This window comes from Nocardia sp. NPDC050630 (assembly GCF_044457245.1).
Lineage (GTDB): Bacteria > Actinomycetota > Actinomycetes > Mycobacteriales > Mycobacteriaceae > Nocardia.
In genome coordinates this window covers 463,156-489,177 of the sequence record NZ_JBITGN010000003.1, presented here as the reverse complement: position 1 = coordinate 489,177, position 26,022 = coordinate 463,156, and the positions used below count along the sequence as shown (strand labels likewise).

The window sequence follows — 26,022 nt, the reverse complement described above, 5'->3', positions numbered from 1 at the left end:
AACTCACCCGGAACGGGAACCGTCGAAACACCAAGGGCGCGAGCACGAACGCTCAGAATGCGAACTACAAGGCCGACACTCGCGCCAGGAAACACAAAAGCCCTCGGCAGGTGCCGAGGGCTTTCGTGCTTACGTACTTACAGTGCCTTGAGTTCTTCGGTGACCGCACCGACCGACTTCTTGGCGTCGCCGAAGAGCATGCTGGTGTGGTCGGCGTAGAACAGCGGGTTATCGATTCCGGCGAAACCACTGTTCATGGAACGCTTGAGCACGATCACGCTCTTGGCCTGGTCGACGTTCAAGACGGGCATGCCGTAGATCGGGGACGAGGAGTCCTCGCGGGCGGCGGGGTTGGTGACGTCGTTGGCGCCGATCACCAGAGCCACATCGGTGCGGGAGAATTCGCCGTTGATGTCGTCCATTTCCTTGAGCGCGTCATAGGACACTTCCGCCTCGGCGAGCAGCACGTTCATGTGACCGGGCATACGACCGGCGACGGGGTGGATGGCGTATTTGACCTCGACACCCTTGGCCTCCAACAACGACGCCATTTCCTTGACCGCGTGCTGAGCCTGGGCCACGGCCATACCGTAGCCGGGGACCACGATCACCTGATTGGCGTACGCCATCTGGATCGCGGCATCCGCGGCCGAGGTAGCCTTCGCCTGCTTCTGCTCACCACCCGAGGCGCCGGGAGCGGTCCCGCCACCACCGAAGCCACCGGCGACGATGGCGGGGATGGAGCGGTTCATGGCCTTGGCCATCAGGTTGGTCAGGATGGTGCCGGACGCGCCGACGATCATGCCCGCCACGATCATCGCGGTGTTGTTCAGCGCCAAACCCGCCGCGGCGGCCGAGAGACCGGTAAGCGCGTTCAACAACGAGATGACGACCGGCATATCCGCGCCGCCGATGGGCAGCACCACCGCCAGCCCGAGGACACCGGCGAGCACGAGTACCGCGATCATCCAGTACTGCGGCACACCATCATTCGTGGCGCCGATACCGATCACCACGGCGGCGGCGATCGCACCCAACAGCAGCAACAGATTCAACGGCTGCTGCAACTTCCCCAGACCGATCGGACGCCCGGGCAGGATTTCCTGCAGCTTGCCGAAGGCGATCAGCGATCCCCAGAACGACACCGAACCGATGATCGCCGCGAACAGCGAGCCGATCACGATGTGCACGGTGGGTTCTTCATCGAAATGCGAAAAACCCTGGGAATTGAGGAATTCCGACCACGCGATCAACGCGACCGTGCCACCACCGACACCATTGAACGCGGCCACCAGCTGCGGCATCGCGGTCATCTTCGTGAACTTGGCAGGCGGCACGCCCAACACCACACCGACGACCAAACCGGCGACGATCAGGATCCAGTTCGAGGTGTGGCGGATCGAAATCATGGTCGCCACAACCGCGATCACCATGCCCGCCGCGGCGATCAGGTTGCCGCGCACCGCGGTCTTCGGGCCGGTCAACCCCATCAGACCGTAGATGAACATGCCGAAGGCGATGATGTAGAGCCCGTTGACCAGATAGGTCACATTGTCGAAGGTATGCATCACGCAGCTCCCTCTGACCGCTCCGCGGAGGCAGCCTTCACCGGTGCGGCCTTCTTACCCTTGAACATCCCCAGCATCCGGTCGGTGACAACGAAACCGCCGATGACGTTCAGGGTTCCGAACACGACCGCGACGAACAGAATGATCTGAGTCAGGATCGAGGGATCCTGCACGTTCCCGAGGGTGACCAGCGCACCCAACACGACGATGCCGTGAATCGCGTTGGTACCCGACATCAACGGCGTGTGCAGAGTATTGGGAACCTTGGAGATGACGGCGAACCCGACGAACCCGGACAACACCAGGATCGCGATATTGGCTAGCAGTTCGGTGTACATCAGTTCTCCACCTTCGCCTCGGTCGTTTCCGCCGCCTCGGCCTCGGTCGCCTCGGCGGGCGCGTCCGGCTCACGAGTGACGCAGGAGTCCGCGAGCACCTGATCGGAGAAGTCGGGCGCGAGTTTCCCGTCGACCAACATCAACTCCAGCAGTGCCGCAATATTCTTCGAGTACAGCTCCGAGGCATGCTCGGGCATGGTCGCGGGCAGGTTCAACGGCGAGGCGATCGTCACCTGATGCTTGACCACAGTCTGCCCCGGTTCGGTCAGCTCGCAGTTGCCGCCGGTCTCACCGGCCAGATCCACGATCACACTGCCGGGCTTCATACCCTCGACCGCCGCGGCGGTCACCAGGCGCGGCGCGGGACGACCCGGCACCAACGCGGTGGTGATCACCACGTCGAAGCCCTTGATCGCATCCTCCAACGCCTGCTGCTGCTTGGCTTTCTCCTCGTCGGTGAGTTCGCGGGCGTAACCACCCTCACCAGCGGCATCGATACCGAGATCGAGCCACTGCGCACCCACCGAACGCACCTGATCGGCGACTTCGGGACGCACGTCGTAGCCGGTGGTCCGTCCACCCAGACGCTTCGCCGTCGCCAAAGCCTGCAGACCCGCGACACCCACACCGAGCACCAGCACGGTCGCGGGCTTCACTGTGCCCGCGGCGGTGGTCAGCATCGGGAAGAACCGCGTCGACTCCGACGCGGCCAGCAGTACGGCCTTGTACCCGGAAACATTGGCCTGCGACGACAAGGCGTCCATCACCTGAGCTCGCGAAATACGCGGAATCGCCTCCACGGCGAAGGCCTGTACCCCGGCCGCCTTCAGCGCCGGAATCTGGTTCTCGGCATTGCGCGGGGCGAGAAAGCCGATCAGGGTCTGCCCGCTGGTCAGCTTGGCCACCTCGGCGTCACTGGGCGGCGCGACCTTCACGACCACATCGGCCGACCACGGATCACCGATGGTCGCGCCCGCGTCCACGTATGCCGCGTCCGGAATGAGCGCGCCGAGCCCGGCGCCCGCTTCGACCACCACCTCGACGCCCTGCTTCAGCAGGCTCGGGATGATCTTGGGCACGAGTGCGACGCGTCGCTCGCCCGCGTTCGATTCGCGAACGACTCCGACACGCGCTCCGCGCGGCGACTGGTCGCCTACGCTCTGCGTTGTCTCCACTTGTCAGACTTCCTTCTCTGGCTCAGCTTCAAGCAACCGGTCACGGCCGGACGATGTTACTTGGGAGTAAGTTCGTCCAAATCCTCGCAACTGTACCCGGCTCGCTGATCTTTTCGAGCGACCCGGCACGCAATCGCTAGCGGCGAGCGTAGCTGAGATGGCAGTCACAAGTTGCGGCCGGATTCCGCCGTTATGTCGGATTCGCGACCACCACCAAGGTTCGAATCCTGGTCGGTGCGGCGCAATACCTTCCCATAGTGACGTGCGTCATGCCGACTATGTTCCCGGTGAGTGGTAAGCCGTAGGGTCGGCGGTGTGAACGACTGTGTCTTCTGCCGCATCGCGGCGGGACAGGCCCCGGCGACCAAGGTCTACGAGGACGACACGCTGTGCGCGTTCCTGGACATTCGCCCGATCGCGCGCGGCCACACCTTGGTCATCCCGAAGCGACACGCATCCGAGTTGACGGATCTAGACGCCGACTTGGGCGCGCACCTCTTCCGCGCCGGACACCGGCTGGCGCTGGCGATCAGGCGCAGCGAACTGGCCGCGGACGGTGCGAATCTCGTCCTCAATGACGGCACCGCGGCCTTCCAGACCGTCCCGCACGTCCACCTGCACGTGGTGCCGCGTCGGCACGGCGACAAACTGAGTTTCGCCGCCGGACTGTTGCTGCGGCGCCCGCACGATCCCGAATCGACCGCGGCCGCCATCCGCGCCGGAATATCGGCATTGGCCAACGACGACAAGACCAGCGCCGAGGAGCAGGAATGACCGACTCGACCCAGGACCGGACGGAGCTGACCGGCCTGCTGTCCGAGCAATGGGAGACGATCGCGACCCTGGTCGCCGATCTCGATGAAGAGCGTTGGCGCACACCGTCTCCACTGCCGGGCTGGTCGCTGTTCGATGTGGTCGCACACATCGTCGGCACCGAATCCTGGCTGCTCGGCGAACGCCCGCCCGCGCACGATCCGATCCGGCCCAAAACCGATGTGACCACGCTGCCGCATGTGCGCAATGAATCCGGTGTGCTCAACGAGATCTGGGTCGACCGGCTGCGGCCGCTGTCGGGTAAGCGACTGCTCGAGCTGTACCGCGACGTCACCGACCGCAGGCGCGAGGCGCTCGCGTCTTTCGGTGATACGGAATGGCAGGCCGAGACCGTTTCACCGATCGGCAAGGTCAGCTACGGCCGGTTCATGCGAGTGCGGCTGTTCGACTGCTGGATGCACGAACTCGATATCGCCGATGGGCTCGGCATTTCCGTCGACGAGGGCGGACCGCGCGCCGAGCGAGCCTTCGGCGAACTCACCGCCACCATCGGGCGGGCGGTGGCGAAGGGGGCGCAGGCACCGGACGGATCGCGCATCACCTTCGAGCTGACCGGTCCGTTGCTGAAGACACTGCACGTCGCGGTGGACGGTCGCGCCAATATCGTCGAGGAATTGGACGCACCCGCCACCGTGGTCGTTCGAATGGGGTCCGGCCTGTTCGCCCGGCTGCGCGGCGGACGCACAAGCGCGGATGCGCACGAAGGCGAATACAGCATCTCCGGCGATGCCGAACTCGGCAACCGACTGGTGCGCAGCCTGGCCTTCACCATCTGAGCCGCGATGCGACTTTTCCTGTCCAGCTACCGATTCGGCGCACACTACGACCGGCTCGCCGCGCTCGTCGGCGAGCCGGGCCGAGTCGCGGTGATTCCCAACGCATGTGATGCCTGGCCCGCGGCATGGGCGGGCGCGGTCACCAGCGACGTGACGCCGCTGCGCAAGCTCGGCTACTCCCCCGAGGTGCTCGATCTACGCGAATTCGTCGGTCGCGCAGCCGAATTGGAAGCCGCACTGACCGAATACCCGCTTGTGTGGGTGCGCGGCGGCAATACCTTTGTCCTGCGCGCCCAATTCGCTCGCAGCGGAGCCGATTTCGTACTGCCGAAGCTGCTTGCCGCCGACGCACTCGTGTACGCCGGGTACAGCGCGGGAGCATGTCTGCTGACCCCGGATCTGCACGGCCTGGAATCCATGGATGACCCTGCCGAGGTCGGACCCGCGTGCGGTATCGAACCACGGTGGGACGGACTGCGTTTGGTGGACCATCGCATCGTGCCGCATCTGGATTCCGCGACAGATCCGGATGGTGAATCCGCGCTACTCGCCGCTCGCTACAGGTCCGAGGGCGTCGCGCACTGGGCGCTCACCGACGATGATGTCGTCGTGGTCGACGGCGATGATATCGAGATCCTGCGATAGGCCGCGGAACACCACCCAGCGCATCGCGCTGTACATGTAGACCGCCTCGCACGCCCCCGCCAGCAGTCGCGACAGATGGTATTCCAAACCCAGTGCGGTCAGTCCGCTGCCGACGCCGAGTATGAAGCCGAGGTAGTTGATCACGACAACCACCACATACACCACCGCCTGCCTGCCGACCGGCGCGTGCGAGTGGAAGTTGAAGGTGCGATTGAGCACGAAACTGAGCCCGAACGCGCAGATATAGGCCACCGTCACCGACAGCCATACCGGCACTCGCAGCCAGCCGTGCAGCACCGTGAGCAGCCCCAGATCGACGCCGAAGGTGAAACCGTTGATCAGCGCGAAGCCGAGAAACGTCGGGGCGACAAGGCGATTCAGCCCGAGGGGCAACCGCGCGACGACGGCCTCGCACCAGCGGGAGAAGCCCGCCACCATGGCCTCGGTGCTCGTCACGTCACCAGCATGCCAGCAGCAGGTGTCCACCAGGTGATCGTCCAGGAAACACGATCGGATGGAAACCGATCCCGATCAGCCGATCCGGGTGAACTCTGAACGGCTGTCCAGGACCGACCAGGCGACGAGGCAGCGACGGCGGGTGACGTCGTCGACGTCGTCGAGGAGGGCTTCGAGTAGGAGTCGGGGATCACGCTGCCACTTGTCGGACAGGGTGGCGATGGCGGTCTTGCCGAACATGCCGGAGCGATCCAGTGCCGTCACCCATTCGGCGATTTCACCTGCGTGGATACGGCGCAAGGAATCCGGATCGATACCCCCGTCGACGAATTCGTAGGAGAACACGGCAGCGACCAAATCACGGTAATCCGACGACTCGACCTGCATGAGACCTCCTCGGCGCGCCTGCGCGCCTCTTGGAATCGGACGGCGCCCCGAATGGGCGCCTTGTCCGGAATTCTTATCGGCCGACGGGCCCGGCACCACTGGACCGACCCACATCCCGCCGGGCTCGGTGTTGTAGCAAACCCCCAGGGATAACCGGGCGCGCGGCTGTTACAGTCGGGCACTCACCCTGGCCCGCACCCGCCGTATAGCGTGAGCTGTGTGGACCTGCATGACCTGATCTCCCGCCTGCCCGACGGCGCGGTACTCACCGATCCCGACCTTTTGGCGGGCTATCGGCAGGACTGGGCGCGCGATCCGAACGCCGGCACACCGCTGGCCGTGGTCCGCGCCACCGGTACCGATGATGTCGCGGCGACGTTGCGGTGGGCGCACGAACACCGGGTCGCGGTGGTGCCGCGTGGGGCCGGATCCGGACTGTCCGGCGGGTCGACGGCCGTCGACGGCGGCATCGTGCTCAGCACCGAACGCATGCGCACGATCACCGTCGACCCGGTCACCCGCACCGCGGTTGTCCAGCCCGGCCTGCTCAATGCGGAGGTCAAACGCGCGGTCGCCGAGCACGGCCTGTGGTACCCGCCGGACCCGTCCTCCTTCGAAATATGCTCGATCGGCGGCAATGCGGCCACCAATGCGGGCGGCCTGTGCTGTGTGAAATACGGCGTGACCACCGATTACGTGCTCGGCATGGAAGTGGTGCTCGCCGACGGCACGGTGGTGCGGCTCGGCGGCCCACGGTTGAAGGATTCGGCGGGCCTGTCGCTGACCAAGATGTTCGTCGGCAGCGAGGGCACGCTCGGGGTGATCACCGAACTCACCCTGCGGCTGCTGCCCGCCCAACCGCCGCAATCCACCGTGGTCGCGACCTTCCCGACGCTGACCGCCGCGACCGAGGCCATCCTCGGTATCACCGGCACTCTTCGGCCCGCCATGCTCGAGTTCATGGATGCCGTCGCGATCAATGCGGTCGAGGACGAGATGCGGATGGGTCTGGATCGCGAGGCCGCCGCACTGCTGGTCGCTCGCTCGGACGCTCCGGGCGAATTCGCCAGGCATGAAGCCGAAGTCATGGTCGGCCTCTGCGAAAAGGCCGGTGCCACCGAGGTTTTCCATACCGAGGATCCGGAGGAAGGCGAAGCGTTCACCGCCGCACGGCGTTTCGCCATTCCGGCGGTGGAGAAGATCGGACCGCTGCTGCTCGAGGATGTCGGAGTTCCGCTGCCCCGCCTGGCCGATCTGGTCAACGGTATCGCCGCCATCGGGGCGCGCAACGAGGTGCTGGTTTCGGTGATCGCGCACGCCGGAGACGGCAATACCCATCCGCTCATCGTGCACGATCCCACCGATGCGGCGATGACCGAACGCGCGCACCGCGCCTTCGGCGAGATCATGGACCTGGCCATCCAGCTCGGCGGAACCATTACCGGGGAACACGGAGTGGGCCGGTTGAAGAAGGCGTGGCTACCCGATCAACTCGGTCCCGATGTGATGGCACTCACTCGCCGGATCAAGGATGCGCTCGACCCACATGGCATTCTCAACCCAGGCGCGATTCTGTAAACGGAACATTCCCAGCCGCTGAGGAGTTTCACCCGATCATGACCACCAGGCTCGAACACAATAGCGCCGATACTCGATTCGAGATCTATCTCGATGACACCCTCGCCGGATACGCCGACTACGCCGAACAAGACGATCCGAAAGTTCGCGACTTCCACCACACCATGACCTTCCCGGAGTTCCGCGGCCGCGGGGTGGCCGCCCAGGTGGTCGAATACGCGCTGCAGGATTCCCGCGCCCATGGCTTCGCCATCATCCCGACCTGCTGGTACGTCGAGCAGTACATCGCGGAGCACCGCGAATACGCGGATCTGGTCGCTCAACGCAGGTAGTCCGCCAGGACCGGACCGATCACCGCCAAGGCGTCCGGGCCGGTGAGTTTGTTGTGTTCATGGCCGACCTGGTGGTCGGCAATGGTTCCGGTGACATACGGTCGCCAGGTTTCGGCGTTGGGAACGTACCCGGGTCGGCCGTTGGTGCTGCTGAAGAAGAGCACGTCGCCGTCGAAGACGGCCGGTTGGTAGTCGGCGCTTTCGCGGATCAGCTGCTGGTAGTCGAGGTAGAGGTGTTCGAGGTCGGCGGGGGTGAGGGCCGCGAAGGTGCCGCCCGCCGCGCGCAGGAGTTCGGCGGCGCGGTCGGCGAGGGCGGCATCCCCGTCGAGGTCGCCGAGCAGGGCCGGATCGATGCCGCCGAATTCGGCGAGCAGAGCCTGCGGGGGAGGCATCTCGACGGCGCTTTCCGGTTCGACATCGGCGCGGCCGTCCATGAGGACCAGGGCCGAAACCTGGGCGCCGCGGCGCTGGAGCTCAACGGCGACGGCATGGGCGAGCGGGCCGCCCGCGGAGTAGCCGAGCAGGCGATAGGGGCCCGCGGGCTGGGTCAGCAGGATGTGGTCGACGTAGCGGGCGGCGCGTTCGGTGAGGGTGCCCTCCGGTTGGATGCCATCGGCCACGGCTGGTGACTGCAGGCCGTAGACCGGATGATCGCCGTCGAGGTATTGCACCAAACCGGCGTAGCACCAGGCCAATCCGATCGCGGGGTGGATGCAGAACAGTCCAGGGCCGGTGCCAGTCGGACGAAGAGGCAGGACAGTACGCAAGGCCGGATCGACGCCTGGCTGGTCGCCCTCGACGATACGTTGCGCCAGGACGGCGGGCGTCGGTTCACCGAACATCCACTGGACCGGCATATTGAAGCCGCTGCGCTCGCGGATTTCGGTGACGAGTCGAATGGCGACCATGGAGGTGCCGCCGAGTTCGAAGAAGTTATCGTCCACACCGATGCGGTCCGCGCCGAGCACAGCTTCGAAGGCTTCCGCCACTAGGCGTTCAGTGCTGGTGACCGGTGGGCGGTACGGTAAATCCTTGCGCCGCATGGTCATCGGTGAAGGCTGATGCACGACTGTGCCCGCCGGAGCGGTGACGTCGAGTTCGCCGATGACGACGGCCGGATCCGCGGTGACCTCATCGAGCACCTGAACGAACCTGCGCGTCAAGGTTTCCGCGGTCGTCTGTTCGAAGAGATCGCGGGCGAAGGTCAGGGTTGCGGTGATGCCAGCCGGTGCGCCGTCGGCATCGAATTCCTCGGCCAGCATCCATTCCAGATCGTATTTGGCCCCGACCGCCGCGAGCGATACCGGCGTGATCTCGAGACCGGGCAACCTGACCGGTTCTCGATCGAAGTTCTGGAACACCAGAATCACTTGGAATAGCGGTGAATGCGCGGTCGACCTGGCCGGTGCGAGCACCTCGACCAGCCGTTCGAACGGCAGATCGGCATTGCCGAAGGCATCCAGATCGGCGTCTTTGGTGGTGGCGAGGATCTTTTCGAAGGTCGCGTCGGGCTCGATCCGGGTGCGCAGGACCAAGGTATTGACGAACATCCCGACCAGGTCGTCGAGTTCGCCGTCGCCGCGGCCAGCGGTGACCGAACCGATCGCCACATCCGTCGCACCGGAGAGCCTGGCGAGCAGCACCGCGAGAGCGGCATGCGCCACCATGAAGACACTCACGCCGTGCCAGCGCGCGATCTCCCGCATCCGTCGCTGCACCGCGATACCGATATCGAACTCGACCATGCCCGCGCGGTGCGTGGCCACGGTAGGCCGCGGGTGGTCGGTGGGCAGCGCCGATACCTCCGGCAGTCCGTCCAGTGCGCCGCGCCAGTACTCCAGTTGACTGTGCGCCGCGCTGTCCGGATCGTCGTCAGCGCCGAGCAGTTCGTGCTGCCACAGTGCGTAATCGGCGTACTGCAACGGCAGCGGCGCGAACTGGGGTGCGCTACCCGCCCGGCGCGCGGCGTAGGCCAGCAGCACGTCACGGGTGAGCGGCGCCAATGACCAACCGTCCGAGGCGATGTGGTGCATGACGACGATGAGCACCCAGCGCTGGGGTTCGAGGCGCAGCAGCCATACGCGCAGCGGAAGTTCTCGGGTCAGATCGAAGCCATGCCCACTGGCGCGCATGGTGAACTCGGCCGCGGATTCCTCGCCGATATCGGAGACCACCACCGGCACAACAGCTTCCGTAGCGGGAAGGATTTTCTGGTACGGGTCGCCCGCGGCATCCACCGGATACACGGTGCGCAGTGATTCGTGCCGAGCGACCAGGTCGGGGACGGCGGTGCGCAGCAGCTCCGGATCGAGCTCGCCGCGGACCTCGACGGCAATGGGCACATTGTGCGCAGGCGAGCTCGGGTCGTAGCGGTTGAGGAACCACATGCGCCGCTGGGCCGCGGAGAGCGGGATGTAACGCGGTCGCTCGCGCGGTCCTGGTCTGGGTCCCGGTGGGGCGGCCGCGGTCCGGATCACTTCGGCGAGGTCGGCAACGGTGGGTGCATCGAAGACGGTGCGCACCGGGATTCGGGTGTTGAGTGCGGCGCCGAGCCGGGCGACGATGCGGGTGGCGATCAGCGAATTGCCACCGAGGGCGAAGAAGTTGTCGTCGAGTCCGACGCGCGCGACACCGAGCAGTTCGCTGAAGGTTTCGGCGATTACTCGTTCGGTCGGCGTCTCGGGGGCCCGATACCGGCCGCCACGCAGATCGGGCGCGGGCAGCGCCTTGCGGTCCAACTTTCCGCTCGCGGTTCGCGGCAGTTCGGTCAGCGCGATAATGACCGACGGGACCATGTAGGACGGAAGTCGCTGTGCCACCGCAGCTTTGACCAGATCGTGCCCGAAATCGGCGCCGGGTACCACATAAGCGACGAGGACTTCCCCGACGGCGGCATCGGTGTGCACGCTCACCGCCGCCTGGTCCACCGCCGGATCTGCGAGCAGCGCCGATTCGATTTCCCCAAGTTCGATGCGCAGGCCGCGCAGCTTGATCTGCAGGTCCGAGCGACCCAGGTATTCGAGGTCGCGGCCGCGCCAGCGCACCAGGTCGCCGGTGCGGTACATACGTTCGCCCGGTCGGCCGTACGGGTCGGCGATGAACCGGGATGCGGTCCGGCCGCCGCGGCCGTGATAGCCGCGGGCCAGGGCTAGGCCCGCCAGATACAGCTCACCGGCGACGCCTTCGGGCACCGGATGCAGGCGGTCGTCGAGCACCAGTGCGGTCATACCCGCGATGGGACCGCCGATGGTCACCTCGTCACCCGCCCGCAGCGGGCTGCTGCCCGTTGCCCAGATCGTGGTTTCGGTGGGGCCGTAATCGTTGAAGTGCACGCGATCCGGTGCGGCCCAGCGGGCGACCAGTTCGGCCGGGCAGGGTTCGCCGCCGGTGATGATTACCCGCACCGCATCGCATCCGGTCGGGTCGACCGAAGCGAGAGCCGATGGCGTCATGGCGATGTGCGAAACCTGTTCGCGTATCAACAGTTCCGCAAGCTCCGGGCCACCGAATGCGGTCGGACCCGCGATGACCAGAGTCGCTGCTGGACCGACTGCTAGCAGGAGTTCGAGTACCGCGGCATCGAAACTCGGCGAGGCGACGTGCAGGACGCGAGAGGTGCCGGTGGTCCCGTCGCGTTTCTGTTGTACCGCGGCGAGGTTGGCGAGTCCGGTGTGGGTGACGACGACGCCCTTGGGTCTTCCGGTCGATCCCGAGGTGAACAGGACATAGGCCGGGTTTTCAGGGCGTACGTTCGGCGGCTCGAGCGGCGAACCAGATGTGGCATCAAGTGTTTCGATGAAGTCCGGGTCATCGAGTGCGAACCATCGCACCGAATCCGGCATACTCGCCTCGACCGAACTCCGCGTGATGCCGAGCTCGGCCCCCGAGTCCGCAATGATCTGTTCGATCCGCTCGGCGGGGTAGCCGGGATCGACGGGTACGAAGGCCGCGCCGGTCTTGGCCACCGACCAAACCGCGAGCACCGACTCCAGCGAGCGGGGCAGGGCCACCGCCACCAGCGCTTCAGGGCGCGCGCCCGCGCCAATGAGTCTGCGAGCCAGGCGATTCGCGCGCTCGTCGAGTTCGGCATAGGTCAGCATCGCCGTGCCGTCGACCACGGCTATGCCCTCCGGGTTCGCGCTGACCGCGTCGGCGAGCAGGTCCGCCAGCACGCGCGGTGACCGCTCGGTCCGTGCCCGCCGCGACAGCAGATCTCGGCGATCGGCGGACGCGAGCAACTCGATATCACCAACGGATATCTCGGGTTCTGCCGCTACCGCGCGCAGCACCCGCAGCCACCGTTCGGCCATGTGTGCGACAGTTGCGCGATCGAATAGGTCGGTGGCGTATGCGATTCGGACCGATAGGCCGCAGGAGTCGGTCTCTGCCACCGTGACGCTCAGATCGAACCGAATGCTCTGCTGGTCGAGTTCCAGCGCTTCGGCGCGCAGATCCGGCAGCGCGAGTTCGACCGGGGCCAGGTTCTGCATCACCAACATTGTCTGAATCAGGGGGTGCCGAGAGCCTGACCGGGTGGGTTCGAGCAGATCGACGAGCCGCTCGAAAGGCACATCGGCGTGAGCGAGTGCGTCGAGGTCGGTGCGCCGAACGCGGCCGAGCAGCTCGGTGAATGGTTCCCCGGCACGAATTTCGGTGCGCAGCACCAGGGTGTTGACGAACATGCCGACCACGTCGTCGAGTTCGGCGACGCCACGGCCCGCCACGGGGGTGCCGATGGCGATATCACTGGTGCCGCTCAGTCGGGCGAACAGCACCGCGAGCGCGCTGTGCAGCACCTGGAATCGTGTGCATTGGTTCGCGGTTGCGAGTGCGTCGAGACGGGCGGTGAGCGCGGCATCGAATTCTCGGTAGACCGTGCCCGCTCGCAGCGATGCCGTCGGCGGGCGGGGCCGGTCGGCGGGCAATGGAAGTTGGTCGGGAAGTCCGGCGAGTGTTTCGGTCCAGTACCGGATCTGCTGTGCCAATGGTGATTCCGGGTCGTGTTCGGACCCTGAGCGCTGGTACTGCCACACGGTGTAGTCGGCGTACTGAACCGGAAGCGGGGTCCAGGTAGGTGCCGCGCCGTCCAGCCGGGCCGCGTAGGCCGTCATCACGTCGCGCGCGAGTGGACCCATCGAGAAGCCATCGGCGCTGATGTGGTGGATTACCAGCACGAGTACGTGAGTGTTCGCGGCGAGCCGGAACAGGCGTAGCCGCATCGGCACCGCAGAGGTCACGTCGAAGCCCGCACCGACACAGTCCATGATCGCGCCGGGCAGGTCAGCATCCGCGATAGCGATCGGATCCAGTTCCGGCACAACGGAATCCGTTGGCAGAATGACTTGATATCCGACACCATCGCGGGCGGGGTATACCGTGCGCAGCGATTCGTGCCGCTCGAGCACGTCGCGAACGGCCGATTCGAGTGCCGCTGGATCCAGCCTTCCGATGAGCCGCAGCACGATCGGCACGTTGTAAGCGCCGGAATCGGGATCGTATTGGTTGACGAACCACATCCGCTGCTGCGCGGGCGAAAGTGGAATCCGTTCCGGTCGTGGACCTTGCACGGGACCGGTCATATCCGAAGTGGCCGAGGTGCTCAGTCGCGCCGCGAGCGCGCGCACGGTCGGCGCTTCGAAGATGAGGCGAACGGGCACCGATATCGCGAGGACTGAACCGAGCCGAGCGGCGACCCGGATCGCCGAGAGTGAATCACCGCCGAGTGCGAAGAAGTCGTCGGCGGCACCTACCTTTTCACGGTCGAGCACGGTGCCGAAGACATCGGCGACCAGGCGCTCCCGCCCGACCGGTTCGACGTATTCGGCCACCGCCAGTTCGGGTTCGGGCAGCGCGCGCGGATCGACCTTGCCGTTACCGGTCAGCGGCAACTCGGTCAAGACGGTGATCGTCGCGGGTACAAGATGCCTCGGCAAGCGCTGGGAAAGATAGTCCCGCAACTCGTTCGCTGTCAGGACCGCATCCTCGCTCGGCACCACGTAGCTGGCCAGTACATGAGTTCCGGCCGAACCCTCGCGCGGCACGGTGATCGCCGTCTCGACACCGTCGCATTCGCGCAGCACCGCATCGACCTCACCCGGTTCGACTCGGATGCCGTGTAACTTCACCTGGCAGTCATTGCGCCCCACGAACTCCAGTCGACGCCGCGACATACGGCGGACCAAATCGCCGGTGCGATACATCCGCTCGCCCGGCGCCCCGAACGGGTTCGCCACGAAGCGTGCCGCAGACAGTCCCGGCTGCCCGACATAGCCGCGGGCAAGTCCTGTCCCCATGACATACAACTCACCGGTCGCGCCGAGCGGCACCGATCGCAACCACGAATCCAGCACGACCAGACCTGTTCCCGGTAGTGGTGCGCCGAGATCCGCGGGTTCTCCCGGACGCAGTGGGGCGCTGAAGGTCGCCGCCACGGTGGCTTCGGCGGGGCCGTATGAATTCAGCACGGTCCGGCCGTCAGCGAAACGCGCGATCAGCACCGGCGGGCACGCCTCGCCGCCGGAGACCAACACTCGCACGCCCGCAAGTGTGGTCGCGGGCACCATGGCCAATACGGCGGGCGTCGAGATTACGTGGGTCGAACGGGATTCGGCGATGACCGCGCACAGCTCGGCACCGGCATTCGCCTCCGGCGGCGCGATCACCAGGGTCGCACCGGTTTCGAAGGTGGACAACCACACCAGGATGGCGCCATCGAAACTCGGATTCAGACAGTGCAATACGCGATCGCCGGCTCCGGCTCCGATGGCCGCGGCGGTACCGCCGACGAGCCCACTCAGCCCGGTATGAGTGACGACTACGCCCTTCGGTGTTCCGGTCGAGCCGGAGGTGTAGACGATGTAGGCCGGGTGTGCGGCACGCAATGGCCTGCGTCGATCCGCGGGCGTCAGCGGTGCCGCGCTCGCCTTCGGATCGCCCAGCATCTGCCACCGCACCTCGTCGGGCAGTCGATCCCGCACCGTCGCGATGGTCACCCCGAATACCGCACCGCAATCCGTGGCGATATCCACGATCCGCTGCGCGGGCTGGGACGGATCGACCGGCACGAATGCGGCCCCGGTCTTCGCGATCGCCCACACCGCGACCATCCACTCCGGCGATCGCGGCACTGCGATCAGCACAGCCGTTTCCGGTTCCGCACCGGCCTCGATCCACACCCTGGCCAGTCGATTCGACTGCTCGTCGAGTTGGCGATAAGTCAATTCCGTTGAGCCGTAGCGGATCGCGATCCGGTCGGGTCGGATGCCGCCCGCGAGGATCTCGGGGAGCAACCGCAATGGCTGCGGACGCGCGCGCAGTACCTCGCCAGGGTCGGCTCCGGTAACTGCCATGACTAGTTGGTTCGGATCCGCGCCAAGCCGCGTGAGAATGCGGGCGAGCCGATCCGCTAGCGCATACGCCTCGGTTTCATCGAAGTACTCGGCCGAGTAGCTCATGACCAGACGTAAACCGCCGCGGCTGTATGCGGCCAGTGCGAGTGGATAGTGCGTGCCATCGTAGGCACGGAAGCCGTTGACCCGCAGTGCGGCCCGTTCGGCCGCCGCCATGAGCGCCACGGCATCCACCGGGTACGACTCGAATACGAGCGTGGTGTCGAACAGCGGACCCATACCGGTCACGCCTTGAATATCGTTGAGCCCCAGAGTGTGATGCTCGAGCAAGACCGCCTGCGCACGTTGTACGCGCCCGAGCAGATCCGCCACGGACTCGGTCGGTTCGAGCGTGATCCGCACCGGAATGGTGTTGACCATCATGCCGACAATGCGCTCGGCTCCGGGTAATTCGGGCGGACGTCCGGACACGGTAGAGCCGAATACGATGTCGTGCTCACCGGTCAGCTCCGCCAGCAGCACTGCCCATCCGACCTGCACAGCTGTATTGAGGGTGGTACCTCGTTCGGCGGAAATCCGCTGGAGCGCGGAGATATTCGAACGCGCCAAAGCAATGTCGATGGTCCGGAGTAGTTTCGCCCCCGAGTCCTCCGACCGACTCACGCCGTCGGGCATAACCGGAGGCCGTCCAGCGGTCACCAACGTCGGGCCCGATAGATCAGCCAATGCAGACGCCCATGCGGCTCGCGCGGCAGTGTGGTCGCGGTCGGCCAGCCACTCCAAGTAGCGACGATACGAGATGGGCGGATCGAATCCAGCACTGTCACCGCGTGTTTCGTACAAAGCGAGGAGTTCACCGAAGAGCAGTGGCATGGACCAGCCGTCGAGAATCAGGTGGTGGTTCGTGATCACCAACCGGATATCGTCCTCGCCGCAGCGCACGCAGAGGAAACGCAGCAGCGGCGGTCGATCCGGGACAAAGGGGGTTAGGAGTTCCGCGTCGGCGAGGCGGTCGCATTCCGTCGCATCCGATTCGACGTAGGACCACGGAAGGGTTACGTGCTCCAGTACCAGCTGTACGGTCGCATCGAGGAAGGCCGTGCGCAGCGCCTGGTGTCGTTCGACGAGCGCGCCAGCGGCCCGCTCCAGCCGCGCGACGTCCATTCGGCCGTCGAATTGGATCACCGCCTGCACCGAGTAGCCGTCGGTGCGTCCGGCGGCCAACTGGGTGTGGAACAACAGTCCTTGCTGCAGCGGGGCGAGTGGCCAGACATCCTCGAATGCCGGGTACCGCGACTCCCATTCGTCGATCTGCTGTTGCGTGGCGGATACCAGCGGCAGATCCGACGGAGTGAACCCACCCGCACCCGGCGCACGCAGCAGTTCGGCCAGCGAGGTGAGTTCCGATATCCATTGCTGTGCGATATCTTCCAGATCCGCCGCCGAGGGCTTGAACTGCCAGACCGCCTGCAGGGCGGGACCTTCAGCGGTTTCCAGTGTCATGGCGTCGATCGTGATCTCCCCGGCCGCAGGCAGGTCCGGACCGCCTCCCAACGACGTCACAATCGAATCCGGCAGCCACGGCGCACCCTCATCAACGGCAGGAACCTGGCCGAGGTAGTTGAACCCGATCCGTGGCCGGACCGCCGCTAACCGCTCACGCCCAACCGGATTCAGATACCGCAACAGCCCGAACCCGAAGCCGCCCCTGGGCACCGCGCGCATTTGCTCCTTCACGGCCTTCAACGCCGTCACCGGGTCAGCCGCGCCGACGTCCAACCGAACCGGGAACTGACTGGTGAACCACCCCACTGTCCGCGAAAGATCCGCCCCCGGCACCGAGGCCTCGTCCCGCCCATGCCGCTCGACACACACTAGCACCGGCGTTCGGTCTCCACGCCCCCGCACCGCACACGCCAGGGCGCTCAACAGCGCGTCCTCGACCCCACACCGCAATGTCCCAGGCAACCGCTCGAGCAGCGTCTTCGTCACCTCGACCGGCAACCGCACCTCGATCCGCTCACGGGTCCGCCGCGTTCGATCCGTCGGGGTCTCCGGCTGCTGGAGGACATCGCATGCCCGCGCCACATCAATGGCAAGGTCCGAATCACCGCGCCCAGTCGGCGCTTCGATCTCATCGCCCGGAGCGCTGCGATCAGGATGACCGGCACCATCCCCGGGCGAGAGGGCAGACACGCGCCGGTCTCGCAATGGCGGATCCGGCGTGGCGAGGACCGCGGACCAGTAGTCCAGCTCGTCGAGCACGGATTCATCGGCAGCGGCCACGGCCACGGCGTGCGCCCAGGTTCGCATTGAGGTGCCGACCGGCGGCAGTAGCGGCTCATCACCAGCCGTGATCCGGGTCCATGCGGTGATCAGGTCGCCGAGCAGGATCCGCCAGGACACCGCGTCGATGACCAGGTGATGCGCCACGATGACGAGACGTCCGGGCCGCGTCGGCCCGGCATCCAGCCACACCATGGCCAGCATTCGGCCCCGTTCGGGATCGAGACGGTCCGTAGCGTCTGCGATCGCCCGCACGGACGCCGAAGTAGGTGAATCGACGACCAGCAGTGTGTCCGCCTCGACCGCCCCGACCGGGCGCGCCTCGAGTTCCCCATCCACCAGGATCGCGCGCAAGATATCGTGCCGATCGAGAACGGCTTGTACGGTGCGCACCAAGGGGATTCGCTCGATACCGACGGGCAGCGTGAGCACCATCGACTGCGCGAAGCGGCGCGTATCGGTCGGCTGTTCGAGCAGCCAGGAAACGATGGGAGTGCGAGGTATCCGGCCGATCCCCGCACCCGGCAGTTCCTGCAATATCGGGCCTGCGGTGGGGGCAGCGACGAATCGGGCCAGGTCGGCGGGGGTCGGATGTTCGAATACATCGCGGGCTGCGAAGATCAGCCCTTCGGCACGCGCGCGCGATACCAGCTGGATGGCCATGATCGAATCGCCGCCGAGTGCGAAGAAGGACGACTCCGCGTCGACGGTCCGCGTGCCGAGGATGTCGGCGAAAATCGCACACAGCGCACGTTCGGTTTCGGTACCGACCGCATGCACCGGTTCGGTTGCCGTGGGCTCGGGTTCCGGCAGGGCGCGGCGATCGATCTTGCCGTTACCGGTCAACGGCAGCGCTTCGAGGACGGTGATCGATCCAGGTACCAGATGTGCGGGCAGCCGCTGCGCACAGAAATCGCGGATGTCCGAAACATCCAGGCGCGCAGAGGGTTCCCGGTGCCCTATCGGAACTACGTACGACGCCAACATCGATCCGCCCGCAACAGTGCGCTGCACTACCGTTACGGCGATCTCGACATCGGGATGCATATCCAGCACGGCGTCGACTTCACCTGGCTCGACCCGGATGCCACGCAACTTGACCTGAAAGTCCGTACGGCCCAGATATTCCAGCACCGGGTCCGATGCCCCATCATGGGGCGCATCGATCGGATGCGCCATCTCCCAGCGAACCAGATCACCGGTGCGGTACATCCGAGTTCCGCTCGGCCCGAATGGATTCGCCACGAAACGTTCGGCGGTTGTGCCCATCCGCCCGGCATAGCCCCTGGCCAATCCGGACCCGACGATGTACAGCTCCCCGGCTACCCCGATCGGCACCGGCCGCAACCAGCGGTCGAGCACCAGCATCCCGCACCCTGGCACCGGACGCCCCAGCCCCGCTGGCCGACCAGGCGTCAACTGGTCAGTGAAGGTCGCCGCGACCGTAGTCTCGGTCGGCCCATAGGAATTCAGCAATGTCCGCCCGAACCCGAACCGCGCGATCAACTCCGGCGGACAACTCTCGCCACCGGTGGACACCGTATGCACCCCGTCCAACGCATCGCTGGGCAGTGTCGCCAACACCGCGGGCGTCGAAAACAACTGCGTCACCCCGAAGTCCTGGATCACCCGCGCCAACTCGGTCCCGGCCGCCTGGTCCCCGTCCGCGACCACCAAGGTCGCACCCGCCGAAAAGGCCAGCAGCAACTCCAGCAGCGAGGCATCGAAACTCGGATTCAAACAGTGCAATACCCGCGCCCACGGGCCCGAATAGAACGAATAACGCGCCGCCGCGACCAGTCCAGCCAATCCGACATGCGAAACCACAACCCCTTTCGGCACACCGGTCGACCCAGAAGTGAATACGACATAGGCCGCATGCTCCGCCCGCACGCCCCCGCGCAGAGCCGAGACCGCCGCCCCATCGGCATCGGCATCGGCATCGGCATCGGCATCGGCATCGGCATCGGCATCGGCATCGGCATCGGCATCGGCATCGAGCACAATCCAGGTCACATCGCTGGGCAGACCCGAGACCAGAGCAGACATGGTCATCCCCAGCCGCGCATCACATTCCGCAGCCATCCGCGCCACCCGCTCGCTCGGATTCCCGGCCCCGATCGGCACGAATGCCGCACCGGATCGAGCCACACCCCAGAACGCCAGCACCGATTCGATCGATCTGGGCAGCGCGCTCAACACCGGAATATCCGGTCCTGCCCCCAGCCCGACCAGCTTGCGCGCCAGCAAATTCGATAAACGATCCAGTTCCGCATAGGACAACGTCCGGTCGCCACATACGACGGCGGGTGCGTCTGCCTCCGCAGCGCGCAACCCCGCCTCCAGCACCTCGGGCAATAACCGCAGCCCGGAAACCCGCGGCCCATGCACCCCACGAAGCAGATGCCGCTCATCGCCGAGAAAGTACTCGAGCTCCCGCACCGGTGTATCCGGCGCTGCGGCGAGCATCGACTCGAACAATCCGATGAACCGATAATGGTGCCGGGCAAGGGAATCCGCGTCGTACAACTCGGGGTTGGCGGTGAAGTCGAGGTGGATCGGACTATTCGCACCGTGCTGATACAGGTTGACGAACAGGTCCTCGATCGGCCCCGATGTCAATACGTGCAATGCGGTTCGGACACCACTGAAGACAACTTCCGTCGGGAACAACATGATGTTGAATACCGGCCCGACAAACCCTCGTCCCGGCGCTACATCATCGGAATCGTCGGTACTGTGCCGGATTTCCTCGTGCCGGTACCGCTGATGCCGCAGCGCACCCGACACCTCGAGCCGCACCGCCCCGACGATATCGGCGACCGTGCTGTCATCGGTGACCGCGATCCGCAACGGCACCACATTGGCCAGCATGCCGCCCGAACGCCGCAGCATCGCATTGGTCCGCCCGGAGACGGGCAGGCTCAGCACTACCTCCCGCTCACCGGTCATCCGTGCGTAGTACAGCGCGAGCGCGGCCATCGCCAATGCGGCCGAACCGACCCCGTAGCGTTCGGTCGCGGTATCGATGCACGCGATCGTCTGCTCGGAGAGCTCGATCCGATGCTGACGTCCCAGCGCGTGTGCGGGTGCCACCGCATCCACCAGACTGCACCGCTGCGGCATGTCCGCCATCCGCTCGGACCAATACGTCGCATCGGCCTCGAATCGCGTCGACGCGCGATAGTTCATCTCGGATTCGTGCACATCCCGCAGGCTCGCCGCCGTCGCGGGCGGTGGTTCGTCACCCGCCAGTGCCGCGTTGTACAGCTCGGCGACCCGATACAGCAGATTCACCGACCCGAAGCCGTCGAGCACGATGTGATGCGCCCGCGAGTACAACAGCACCCGGTCGGCGCCGACCCGCAGCAGCGCCGAAATCGCGAGCCGATCCCGAAGCAGATCAATCGGCGCCGCCAGATCGGCGCGCATCCAAGCCAGCGCAGCGGCATCCGGATCCGCGGCGGCACGGAAGTCCAGATACGGCGCTGCCGTGTCGATCCGATGGTCGACCACTTGATATGGCAGACCCTCCTTAACGATCAGCCGCAGTACGCCCGACTCGAATTCGTGCGCGGCCTGGCGACCCACCCGGATCAGCAGCTCGATATCGAGCGGTCCGGACATCTCGATGTACTGCGCCTCGTAGAGCGGCACATCGGGATCCAGCTGCTGGGCGTACCACATGCCCAGCTGCGCGGGTGAGAGCGGGAAAACCTGAGTGTCAGCGGTAGCCGATGGCCGTACCGATGACAGGCCGTGCGACATGAACAACCACCCGAATCAGTTACCTCGATGCCGCCCAACGGACACCGGTTTACCGTTGGTCCGCGCGACCCACATCAGATCGCGGCTCATCGACGGTGCGACGTACGGACAGACGGGACCGTCGCGGCTCATGTCAGGATCCTGCGCCGACAAATGCTCCTCGGCCCACGTTCGGACCACGCCCATCACCGATCTCGTGAATGAACACGGCGTCTCGGTCATGGACAGCGGGACCCCATTCATCCCCGACCGCGGTCCAATTACGATCTTGCTCATATCCCCACCTCGTCACGCTACGAAGTCGAGTATCCACCCGTTGCGGGTGTCATTAATAGGTAACGAGCCGCCTAATTCATTAGTTCAACTTCTGCGCAAAATTAGGTGTAGAAACATGCCACGCGCGGCCCTCCGACTTCGACATGCTGACGACGCATGGCTCGTCCCACGGTTGGCCGCACTGCACGCTCGCGCCATCCAACAGACGTATCAGTAGCGAATTTTTTGCAGAGTAATTAATTTGCTGAGCACAGTCTCGAATTGCTCCGATCGAGGACACGAACCCACAACTGATCGGGCTCGAAGTTATTTCGACGGATATTAGTGCCACAAAATAATGGGGGTATCCGGGGCACAAAAAAGACCGGGCGTTCACACCGCTCGGCGCAGCGGCATAAACCCCCGGCCGGTACGGGTTATCAGCCCCGCAGCAGGGCGCGCGACATGACGACGCGCTGGATCTGGTTGGTGCCCTCGTAGATCTGGGTGATCTTGGCATCACGCATCATTCGCTCCACCGGGAAGTCGGTGGTGTAGCCCGCGCCGCCGAAGAGCTGCACGGCGTTGGTGGTGACCTCCATGGCCACATCGGAGGCGAAGCACTTGGCGGCGGCGGAAATGAAGCCGAGGTTCTTCTCGCCGCGCTCGGCACGGGCCGCGGAGGTATAGACCATGAGGCGGGCGGCCTCGATCTTCATCGCCATATCGGCGAGCATGAACTGGGTGTTCTGGAAGTCGGCGATCGCGGTGCGGAACTGCTTGCGGTCCTTCGTGTAGGCGATCGCGGCGTCCAGCGCACCCTGCGCGATGCCGACGGCCTGGGCGCCGATGGTCGGGCGGGTGTGGTCGAGGGTCTGCAGCGCGGTCTTGAAACCGGTGCCCGGCTCGCCGACGATGCGATCACCCGGCACCCGGCAGTTCTCGAAATACAGTTCGGCGGTGGGCGATCCCTTGATGCCGAGCTTGTGCTCGAGCGGGCCGACCACGAAGCCCTCGTCATCCTTGTGCACCAGGAAGGCGGAGATGCCGTTGGCGCCCTTCTCGGCATCGGTTACCGCCATGACGGTGTACCAGGAAGACTTGCCGCCGTTGGTGATCCAGCACTTGGAGCCGTTGATGACCCAGTCGTCGCCGTCCCGCTTGGCGCGGGTGCGCATGCTGGCGGCATCGGAGCCCGCCTCACGCTCGGACAGCGCGTAGGAGGCCATCTCGCCATTGACGATATCCGGCAGCACCTTCTGCTTGAGCTCCTCGGAACCATTGAGGATCAGGCCCATGGTGCCGAGCTTGTTGACCGCCGGAATCAGCGAGGACGAACCGCAGACGCGAGCGACCTCTTCGATCACGATGCAGGTGGCGACCGAATCCGCGCCCTGGCCGCCGTAGGCCTCTGGCACGTGCACCGCGTTGAAGCCCGCGGCGTTCAGCGCGGTGAGCGCCTCCTCCGGGAAGCGAGAGTTGCCGTCGACGTCCTTGGCGAACGGAGCGATTTCCTTCTCCGCCAGCCCGCGGATGGCCGCACGCAGTTCGTCGTGGAAGTCCTCGAGCTGGAACAGATTGAAGTCCGGGTTCCCCGCCATGGGACACACTCCTGGGTTCGTCGGTCGTGATTATGCTGGATCGAGGTCCAACGGTCGGCACTCAGTGCCACACTACGATCGAGTATACGCCCAAGAATGCGGATTAAGTGCGGTTACATCATGGCACTGAGTGTCAGATACTGCATACTATGACTCCCGTCACAGGCTACCGAGCTGCCTGGTCACCAGATCCGCAACCTGCCGTGGCGGCATATCCCTCGGGAATACCGCGACCACCATCTCCGCCGAACCCGGACCGCGCCCGCGCGGAATCGCCGCCAACTCCTCGCGCAGATCCGCCGCGCCCGCGTCCGATTCACCGCGCACCATGCGGCGCAGCAGGTAGTTGTGGGTGGCCGTCACCGCGGCCGTGAACTGCACCCGCGCCAGATCCGGCTCCTCCGGCAGCCGCTCACGCAGATAGTCGGTGAACAACCGCTCGTACCGGAAAACGGTCACGATCTCGCGCTCGCGCAGTGCGGGCACCTTCCGAACCACCCGATACCGCCGCTCGGCGATCTCGCGCCACTGGGTGAACCGCTCGAATACCTGCACCACCGCGGCACATACCGCCTCCCACGGATCCGCCTGCGACGCCGCCAAGAACTGCGCGGCTTGCGCCAACTGCGACTCGTGATCGGCGAAGATCACATCCTCCTTCGACCGGAACTGCCGAAAGAACGTCCGCCGCGAAATCCCCGCCGCCTCCGCGATCTCATCCACGGTCGTCGCCTCATACCCCTGCTCGGCGAACAATCGCAGCGCCTGATCCACAACGGTCAGCCGAAACCTCGCCGCATCATCTCCACTACGCCCCCGAACGGTTTCCTCAATCGCCACCGCATCACCGTACTGAGCCCGGCCGATACGGGATCCGCATGGCTGGGGTTCGACGACCTGAACTCGGCATCCGACCATGGCATTTGCTCCGAGACAGGCAGATCGGTCGACCAAAGGAACGGCCGTGGCCGAGGTGCGCTGATCAGCCGAGGAGTTTGCTGCGGAGCGCGTCGTCTTTTTCCAAGACCATGGCTTCCAGGCTGGCCTGGAACCGCTCCATCCTGGCGCGCAGGTCAGGGTCGGCGGTGCCGAGAATGCGTGCCGCGAGCAGGCCGGCATTGCGGGCCCCGCCGATGGAGACGGTGGCCACCGGGACGCCAGCGGGCATCTGGACGATGGACAGCAGGGAGTCCATGCCGTCGAGATATTTGAGCGGGACGGGAACGCCGATGACCGGGAGCGGCGTGGCGGAGGCGACCATGCCGGGCAGGTGGGCGGCACCGCCCGCGCCCGCGATGATGACCTTCAGACCGCGATCCGCCGCCTCGCGGGCGTAGTCGAGCATGCGCTGGGGCGTGCGATGCGCCGAAACCACGCCGACCTCGAAGCGGATATCGAACTCCGCCAAGGCGATCGCGGCGGCCTCCATGGTCGGCCAGTCGGAGTCACTGCCCATGATCAGGCCAACTTGCGCATTACTCACCGTGGGGATCCCATCCGTCGGTCCAAATCGCGTGCGACATCCAGTACGCCGCGCGCTCGGCCTGCTCGCGCACCACGGCGACATCGTCGCCGAGCACGTTGACATGCCCGATCTTGCGATCGGGGCGTTCGCCCTTGCCGTACAGGTGCACCTTCGCCTGCGGCAATCTGGCGAAAAGATGGTGCAGCCGCTCGTCCATCGACATGGTCGGCGCCTCGGCCGCGCCGAGAATATTCGCCATCACCGTGACCGGCGCCAGCGGACTGGTGTCGCCGAGCGGATAGTCGAGCACCGCGCGCAGATGCTGTTCGAACTGACCGGTGCGCGCGCCGTCCATGCCCCAGTGACCGGAGTTGTGCGGGCGCATGGCCAGTTCGTTGATCAGGATGGCGCCGTCGTTGGTCTCGAAGAGTTCGACGGCCATCGCACCGACCACACCGAGTTCCTTGGCGAGGTTCAGCGCCAGCGTCTCGGCCTGGGCGCCCAATTCGTCGCTCAGGTCAGGTGCGGGCGCGATCACCACGGCGCACTGGCCGTTGCGCTGCACCGTCTCCACCACCGGCCAGGTCGCGGCCTGGCCGAACGGCGAACGCGCCACCATCGCCGACAGTTCACGCTTCAGATCCACCTTGGCCTCGGCGAGCAACTGCACACCGTGCGCGAGTTGGTCGGCCACGATGACCTCGGCCTCGGCCGCCGACCCCGGCATCCAGACACCGCGCCCGTCATAACCGCCGCGCACCGCCTTCAGCACGATCCGCCAGTCGTGTTCGTCACCGAATCGCACCGCATCGGCCACCGAGGCGACGGGCACGAAGGCGGGCACCGGCAACCCGAGTTCGGACAGCTTGGTCCGCATGGCCAACTTGTCCTGTGCGAAGACCAGCGCGTGCGGCGGCGGCTGTACATTCACGCCCTCGGCGACCAGCGCCTCCAGATGTTCGGTCGGCACATGCTCATGGTCGAAGGTGAGCGCGTGCGAGCCGACGGCGGCCTTGCGCAGTGCGGTCAGATCGGTGTGGCTGCCGAGTACGACCTCGGGACTCACCTGTGCGGCGGGGTCATCCGGATTCTCGGCCAACACCCGCAGCCGCTGGCCGAGCGCGATCGCGGCTTGGTGCGTCATGCGTGCGAGCTGGCCACCACCGATCATGGTGACGGTGGGCATGGCGGCAGGATCGAATGAACGGC

At 65.7% G+C, this 26,022-nt stretch carries 16 protein-coding genes; 5 read left to right on the top strand and 11 right to left on the bottom strand.

What is annotated here, in order from left to right; all coding sequences use genetic code 11:
• Window positions 1-137: 137 nt before the first annotated feature.
• The 3 genes from ACIBG0_RS12415 to ACIBG0_RS12405 are packed head-to-tail and all read right to left on the bottom strand — an operon-like array spanning window position 138 to window position 3,081.
• Complete coding sequence (locus tag ACIBG0_RS12415) at window positions 138-1,568, bottom strand: NAD(P)(+) transhydrogenase (Re/Si-specific) subunit beta (protein WP_397031873.1); 1,431 nt, start codon at window positions 1,566-1,568, stop codon at window positions 138-140.
• Window positions 1,568-1,906, bottom strand: coding sequence for an NAD(P) transhydrogenase subunit alpha (locus tag ACIBG0_RS12410; RefSeq protein WP_062982712.1), 339 nt, complete (start codon window positions 1,904-1,906; stop codon window positions 1,568-1,570). Before ACIBG0_RS12410 ends, ACIBG0_RS12415 begins: the two co-directional genes overlap by 1 nt.
• Entirely contained in the window at window positions 1,906-3,081 is a 1,176-nt protein-coding gene (locus ACIBG0_RS12405; protein ID WP_397031871.1) for a Re/Si-specific NAD(P)(+) transhydrogenase subunit alpha, read from the bottom strand. Before ACIBG0_RS12405 ends, ACIBG0_RS12410 begins: the two co-directional genes overlap by 1 nt.
• Before the next feature lie 315 nt (window positions 3,082-3,396).
• On the opposite strand from ACIBG0_RS12405, the gene ACIBG0_RS12400 reads away from it, so the two are divergent.
• Genes ACIBG0_RS12400 through ACIBG0_RS12390 form a run of 3 tightly spaced genes read left to right on the top strand, consistent with a single transcriptional unit; the run spans window position 3,397 to window position 5,336 of the window.
• On the top strand, window positions 3,397-3,855 hold the full coding sequence (locus ACIBG0_RS12400) for an HIT family protein (RefSeq protein WP_397031870.1): 459 nt from the start codon (window positions 3,397-3,399) through the stop codon (window positions 3,853-3,855).
• On the top strand, window positions 3,852-4,691 hold the full coding sequence (locus ACIBG0_RS12395) for a maleylpyruvate isomerase family mycothiol-dependent enzyme (RefSeq protein ID WP_397031868.1): 840 nt from the start codon (window positions 3,852-3,854) through the stop codon (window positions 4,689-4,691). The genes ACIBG0_RS12400 and ACIBG0_RS12395 overlap by 4 nt, the downstream gene beginning before the upstream one ends.
• 6 nt (window positions 4,692-4,697) lie before the next feature.
• Window positions 4,698-5,336 (top strand): Type 1 glutamine amidotransferase-like domain-containing protein, encoded by a 639-nt coding sequence (locus ACIBG0_RS12390; RefSeq protein WP_397031866.1) that lies wholly within the window; start codon window positions 4,698-4,700, stop codon window positions 5,334-5,336.
• On the opposite strand, the gene ACIBG0_RS12385 is transcribed toward ACIBG0_RS12390, so the two are convergent.
• Both ACIBG0_RS12385 and ACIBG0_RS12380 read right to left on the bottom strand, forming a co-directional pair.
• Window positions 5,235-5,774, bottom strand: coding sequence for a GtrA family protein (locus ACIBG0_RS12385; protein ID WP_397032012.1), 540 nt, complete (start codon window positions 5,772-5,774; stop codon window positions 5,235-5,237). The two genes, ACIBG0_RS12390 and ACIBG0_RS12385, sit on opposite strands and share 102 nt — an antisense overlap.
• A gap of 93 nt (window positions 5,775-5,867) precedes the next feature.
• Window positions 5,868-6,179, bottom strand: coding sequence for a hypothetical protein (locus ACIBG0_RS12380; RefSeq protein WP_397031864.1), 312 nt, complete (start codon window positions 6,177-6,179; stop codon window positions 5,868-5,870).
• Window positions 6,180-6,398: 219 nt separating this feature from the next.
• Here ACIBG0_RS12380 and ACIBG0_RS12375 point away from each other — a divergent pair, with 219 nt between their 5' ends.
• Both ACIBG0_RS12375 and ACIBG0_RS12370 read left to right on the top strand, forming a co-directional pair.
• Window positions 6,399-7,757 carry an FAD-binding oxidoreductase gene (locus ACIBG0_RS12375; RefSeq protein ID WP_397031863.1) on the top strand — a complete coding sequence of 453 codons (1,359 nt, stop codon included), beginning with the start codon at window positions 6,399-6,401 and terminating at the stop codon, window positions 7,755-7,757.
• Between the two features lie 38 nt (window positions 7,758-7,795).
• Complete coding sequence (locus ACIBG0_RS12370) at window positions 7,796-8,089, top strand: GNAT family N-acetyltransferase (protein WP_397031861.1); 294 nt, start codon at window positions 7,796-7,798, stop codon at window positions 8,087-8,089.
• Here the strand turns inward: ACIBG0_RS12370 and ACIBG0_RS12365 are convergent.
• The 6 genes from ACIBG0_RS12365 to ACIBG0_RS12340 all read right to left on the bottom strand — a co-directional run bounded on the left by ACIBG0_RS12365 (window position 8,077) and on the right by ACIBG0_RS12340 (window position 25,999).
• Window positions 8,077-21,492, bottom strand: a complete 13,416-nt coding sequence (locus ACIBG0_RS12365) for an amino acid adenylation domain-containing protein (RefSeq protein WP_397031859.1) — start codon at window positions 21,490-21,492, stop codon at window positions 8,077-8,079. The genes ACIBG0_RS12370 and ACIBG0_RS12365 overlap by 13 nt on opposite strands.
• A gap of 15 nt (window positions 21,493-21,507) precedes the next feature.
• Complete coding sequence (locus ACIBG0_RS12360; protein WP_397032010.1) at window positions 21,508-21,678, bottom strand: DUF6875 domain-containing protein; 171 nt, start codon at window positions 21,676-21,678, stop codon at window positions 21,508-21,510.
• A gap of 509 nt (window positions 21,679-22,187) precedes the next feature.
• Window positions 22,188-23,348 (bottom strand): acyl-CoA dehydrogenase, encoded by a 1,161-nt coding sequence (locus ACIBG0_RS12355; protein ID WP_397031857.1) that lies wholly within the window; start codon window positions 23,346-23,348, stop codon window positions 22,188-22,190.
• A 159-nt stretch (window positions 23,349-23,507) separates the two neighbouring features.
• The gene (locus tag ACIBG0_RS12350) at window positions 23,508-24,188 is read right to left on the bottom strand and encodes a TetR family transcriptional regulator (protein ID WP_397031855.1); all 681 of its coding nucleotides are present in this window, start codon (window positions 24,186-24,188) and stop codon (window positions 23,508-23,510) included.
• A gap of 142 nt (window positions 24,189-24,330) precedes the next feature.
• Window positions 24,331-24,840 carry a 5-(carboxyamino)imidazole ribonucleotide mutase gene (gene purE / locus ACIBG0_RS12345; RefSeq protein WP_397032008.1) on the bottom strand — a complete coding sequence of 170 codons (510 nt, stop codon included), beginning with the start codon at window positions 24,838-24,840 and terminating at the stop codon, window positions 24,331-24,333.
• Complete coding sequence (locus tag ACIBG0_RS12340) at window positions 24,824-25,999, bottom strand: 5-(carboxyamino)imidazole ribonucleotide synthase (RefSeq protein ID WP_397032006.1); 1,176 nt, start codon at window positions 25,997-25,999, stop codon at window positions 24,824-24,826. The genes purE and ACIBG0_RS12340 overlap by 17 nt, the downstream gene beginning before the upstream one ends.
• Between the last annotated feature and the right edge of the window lie 23 nt (window positions 26,000-26,022).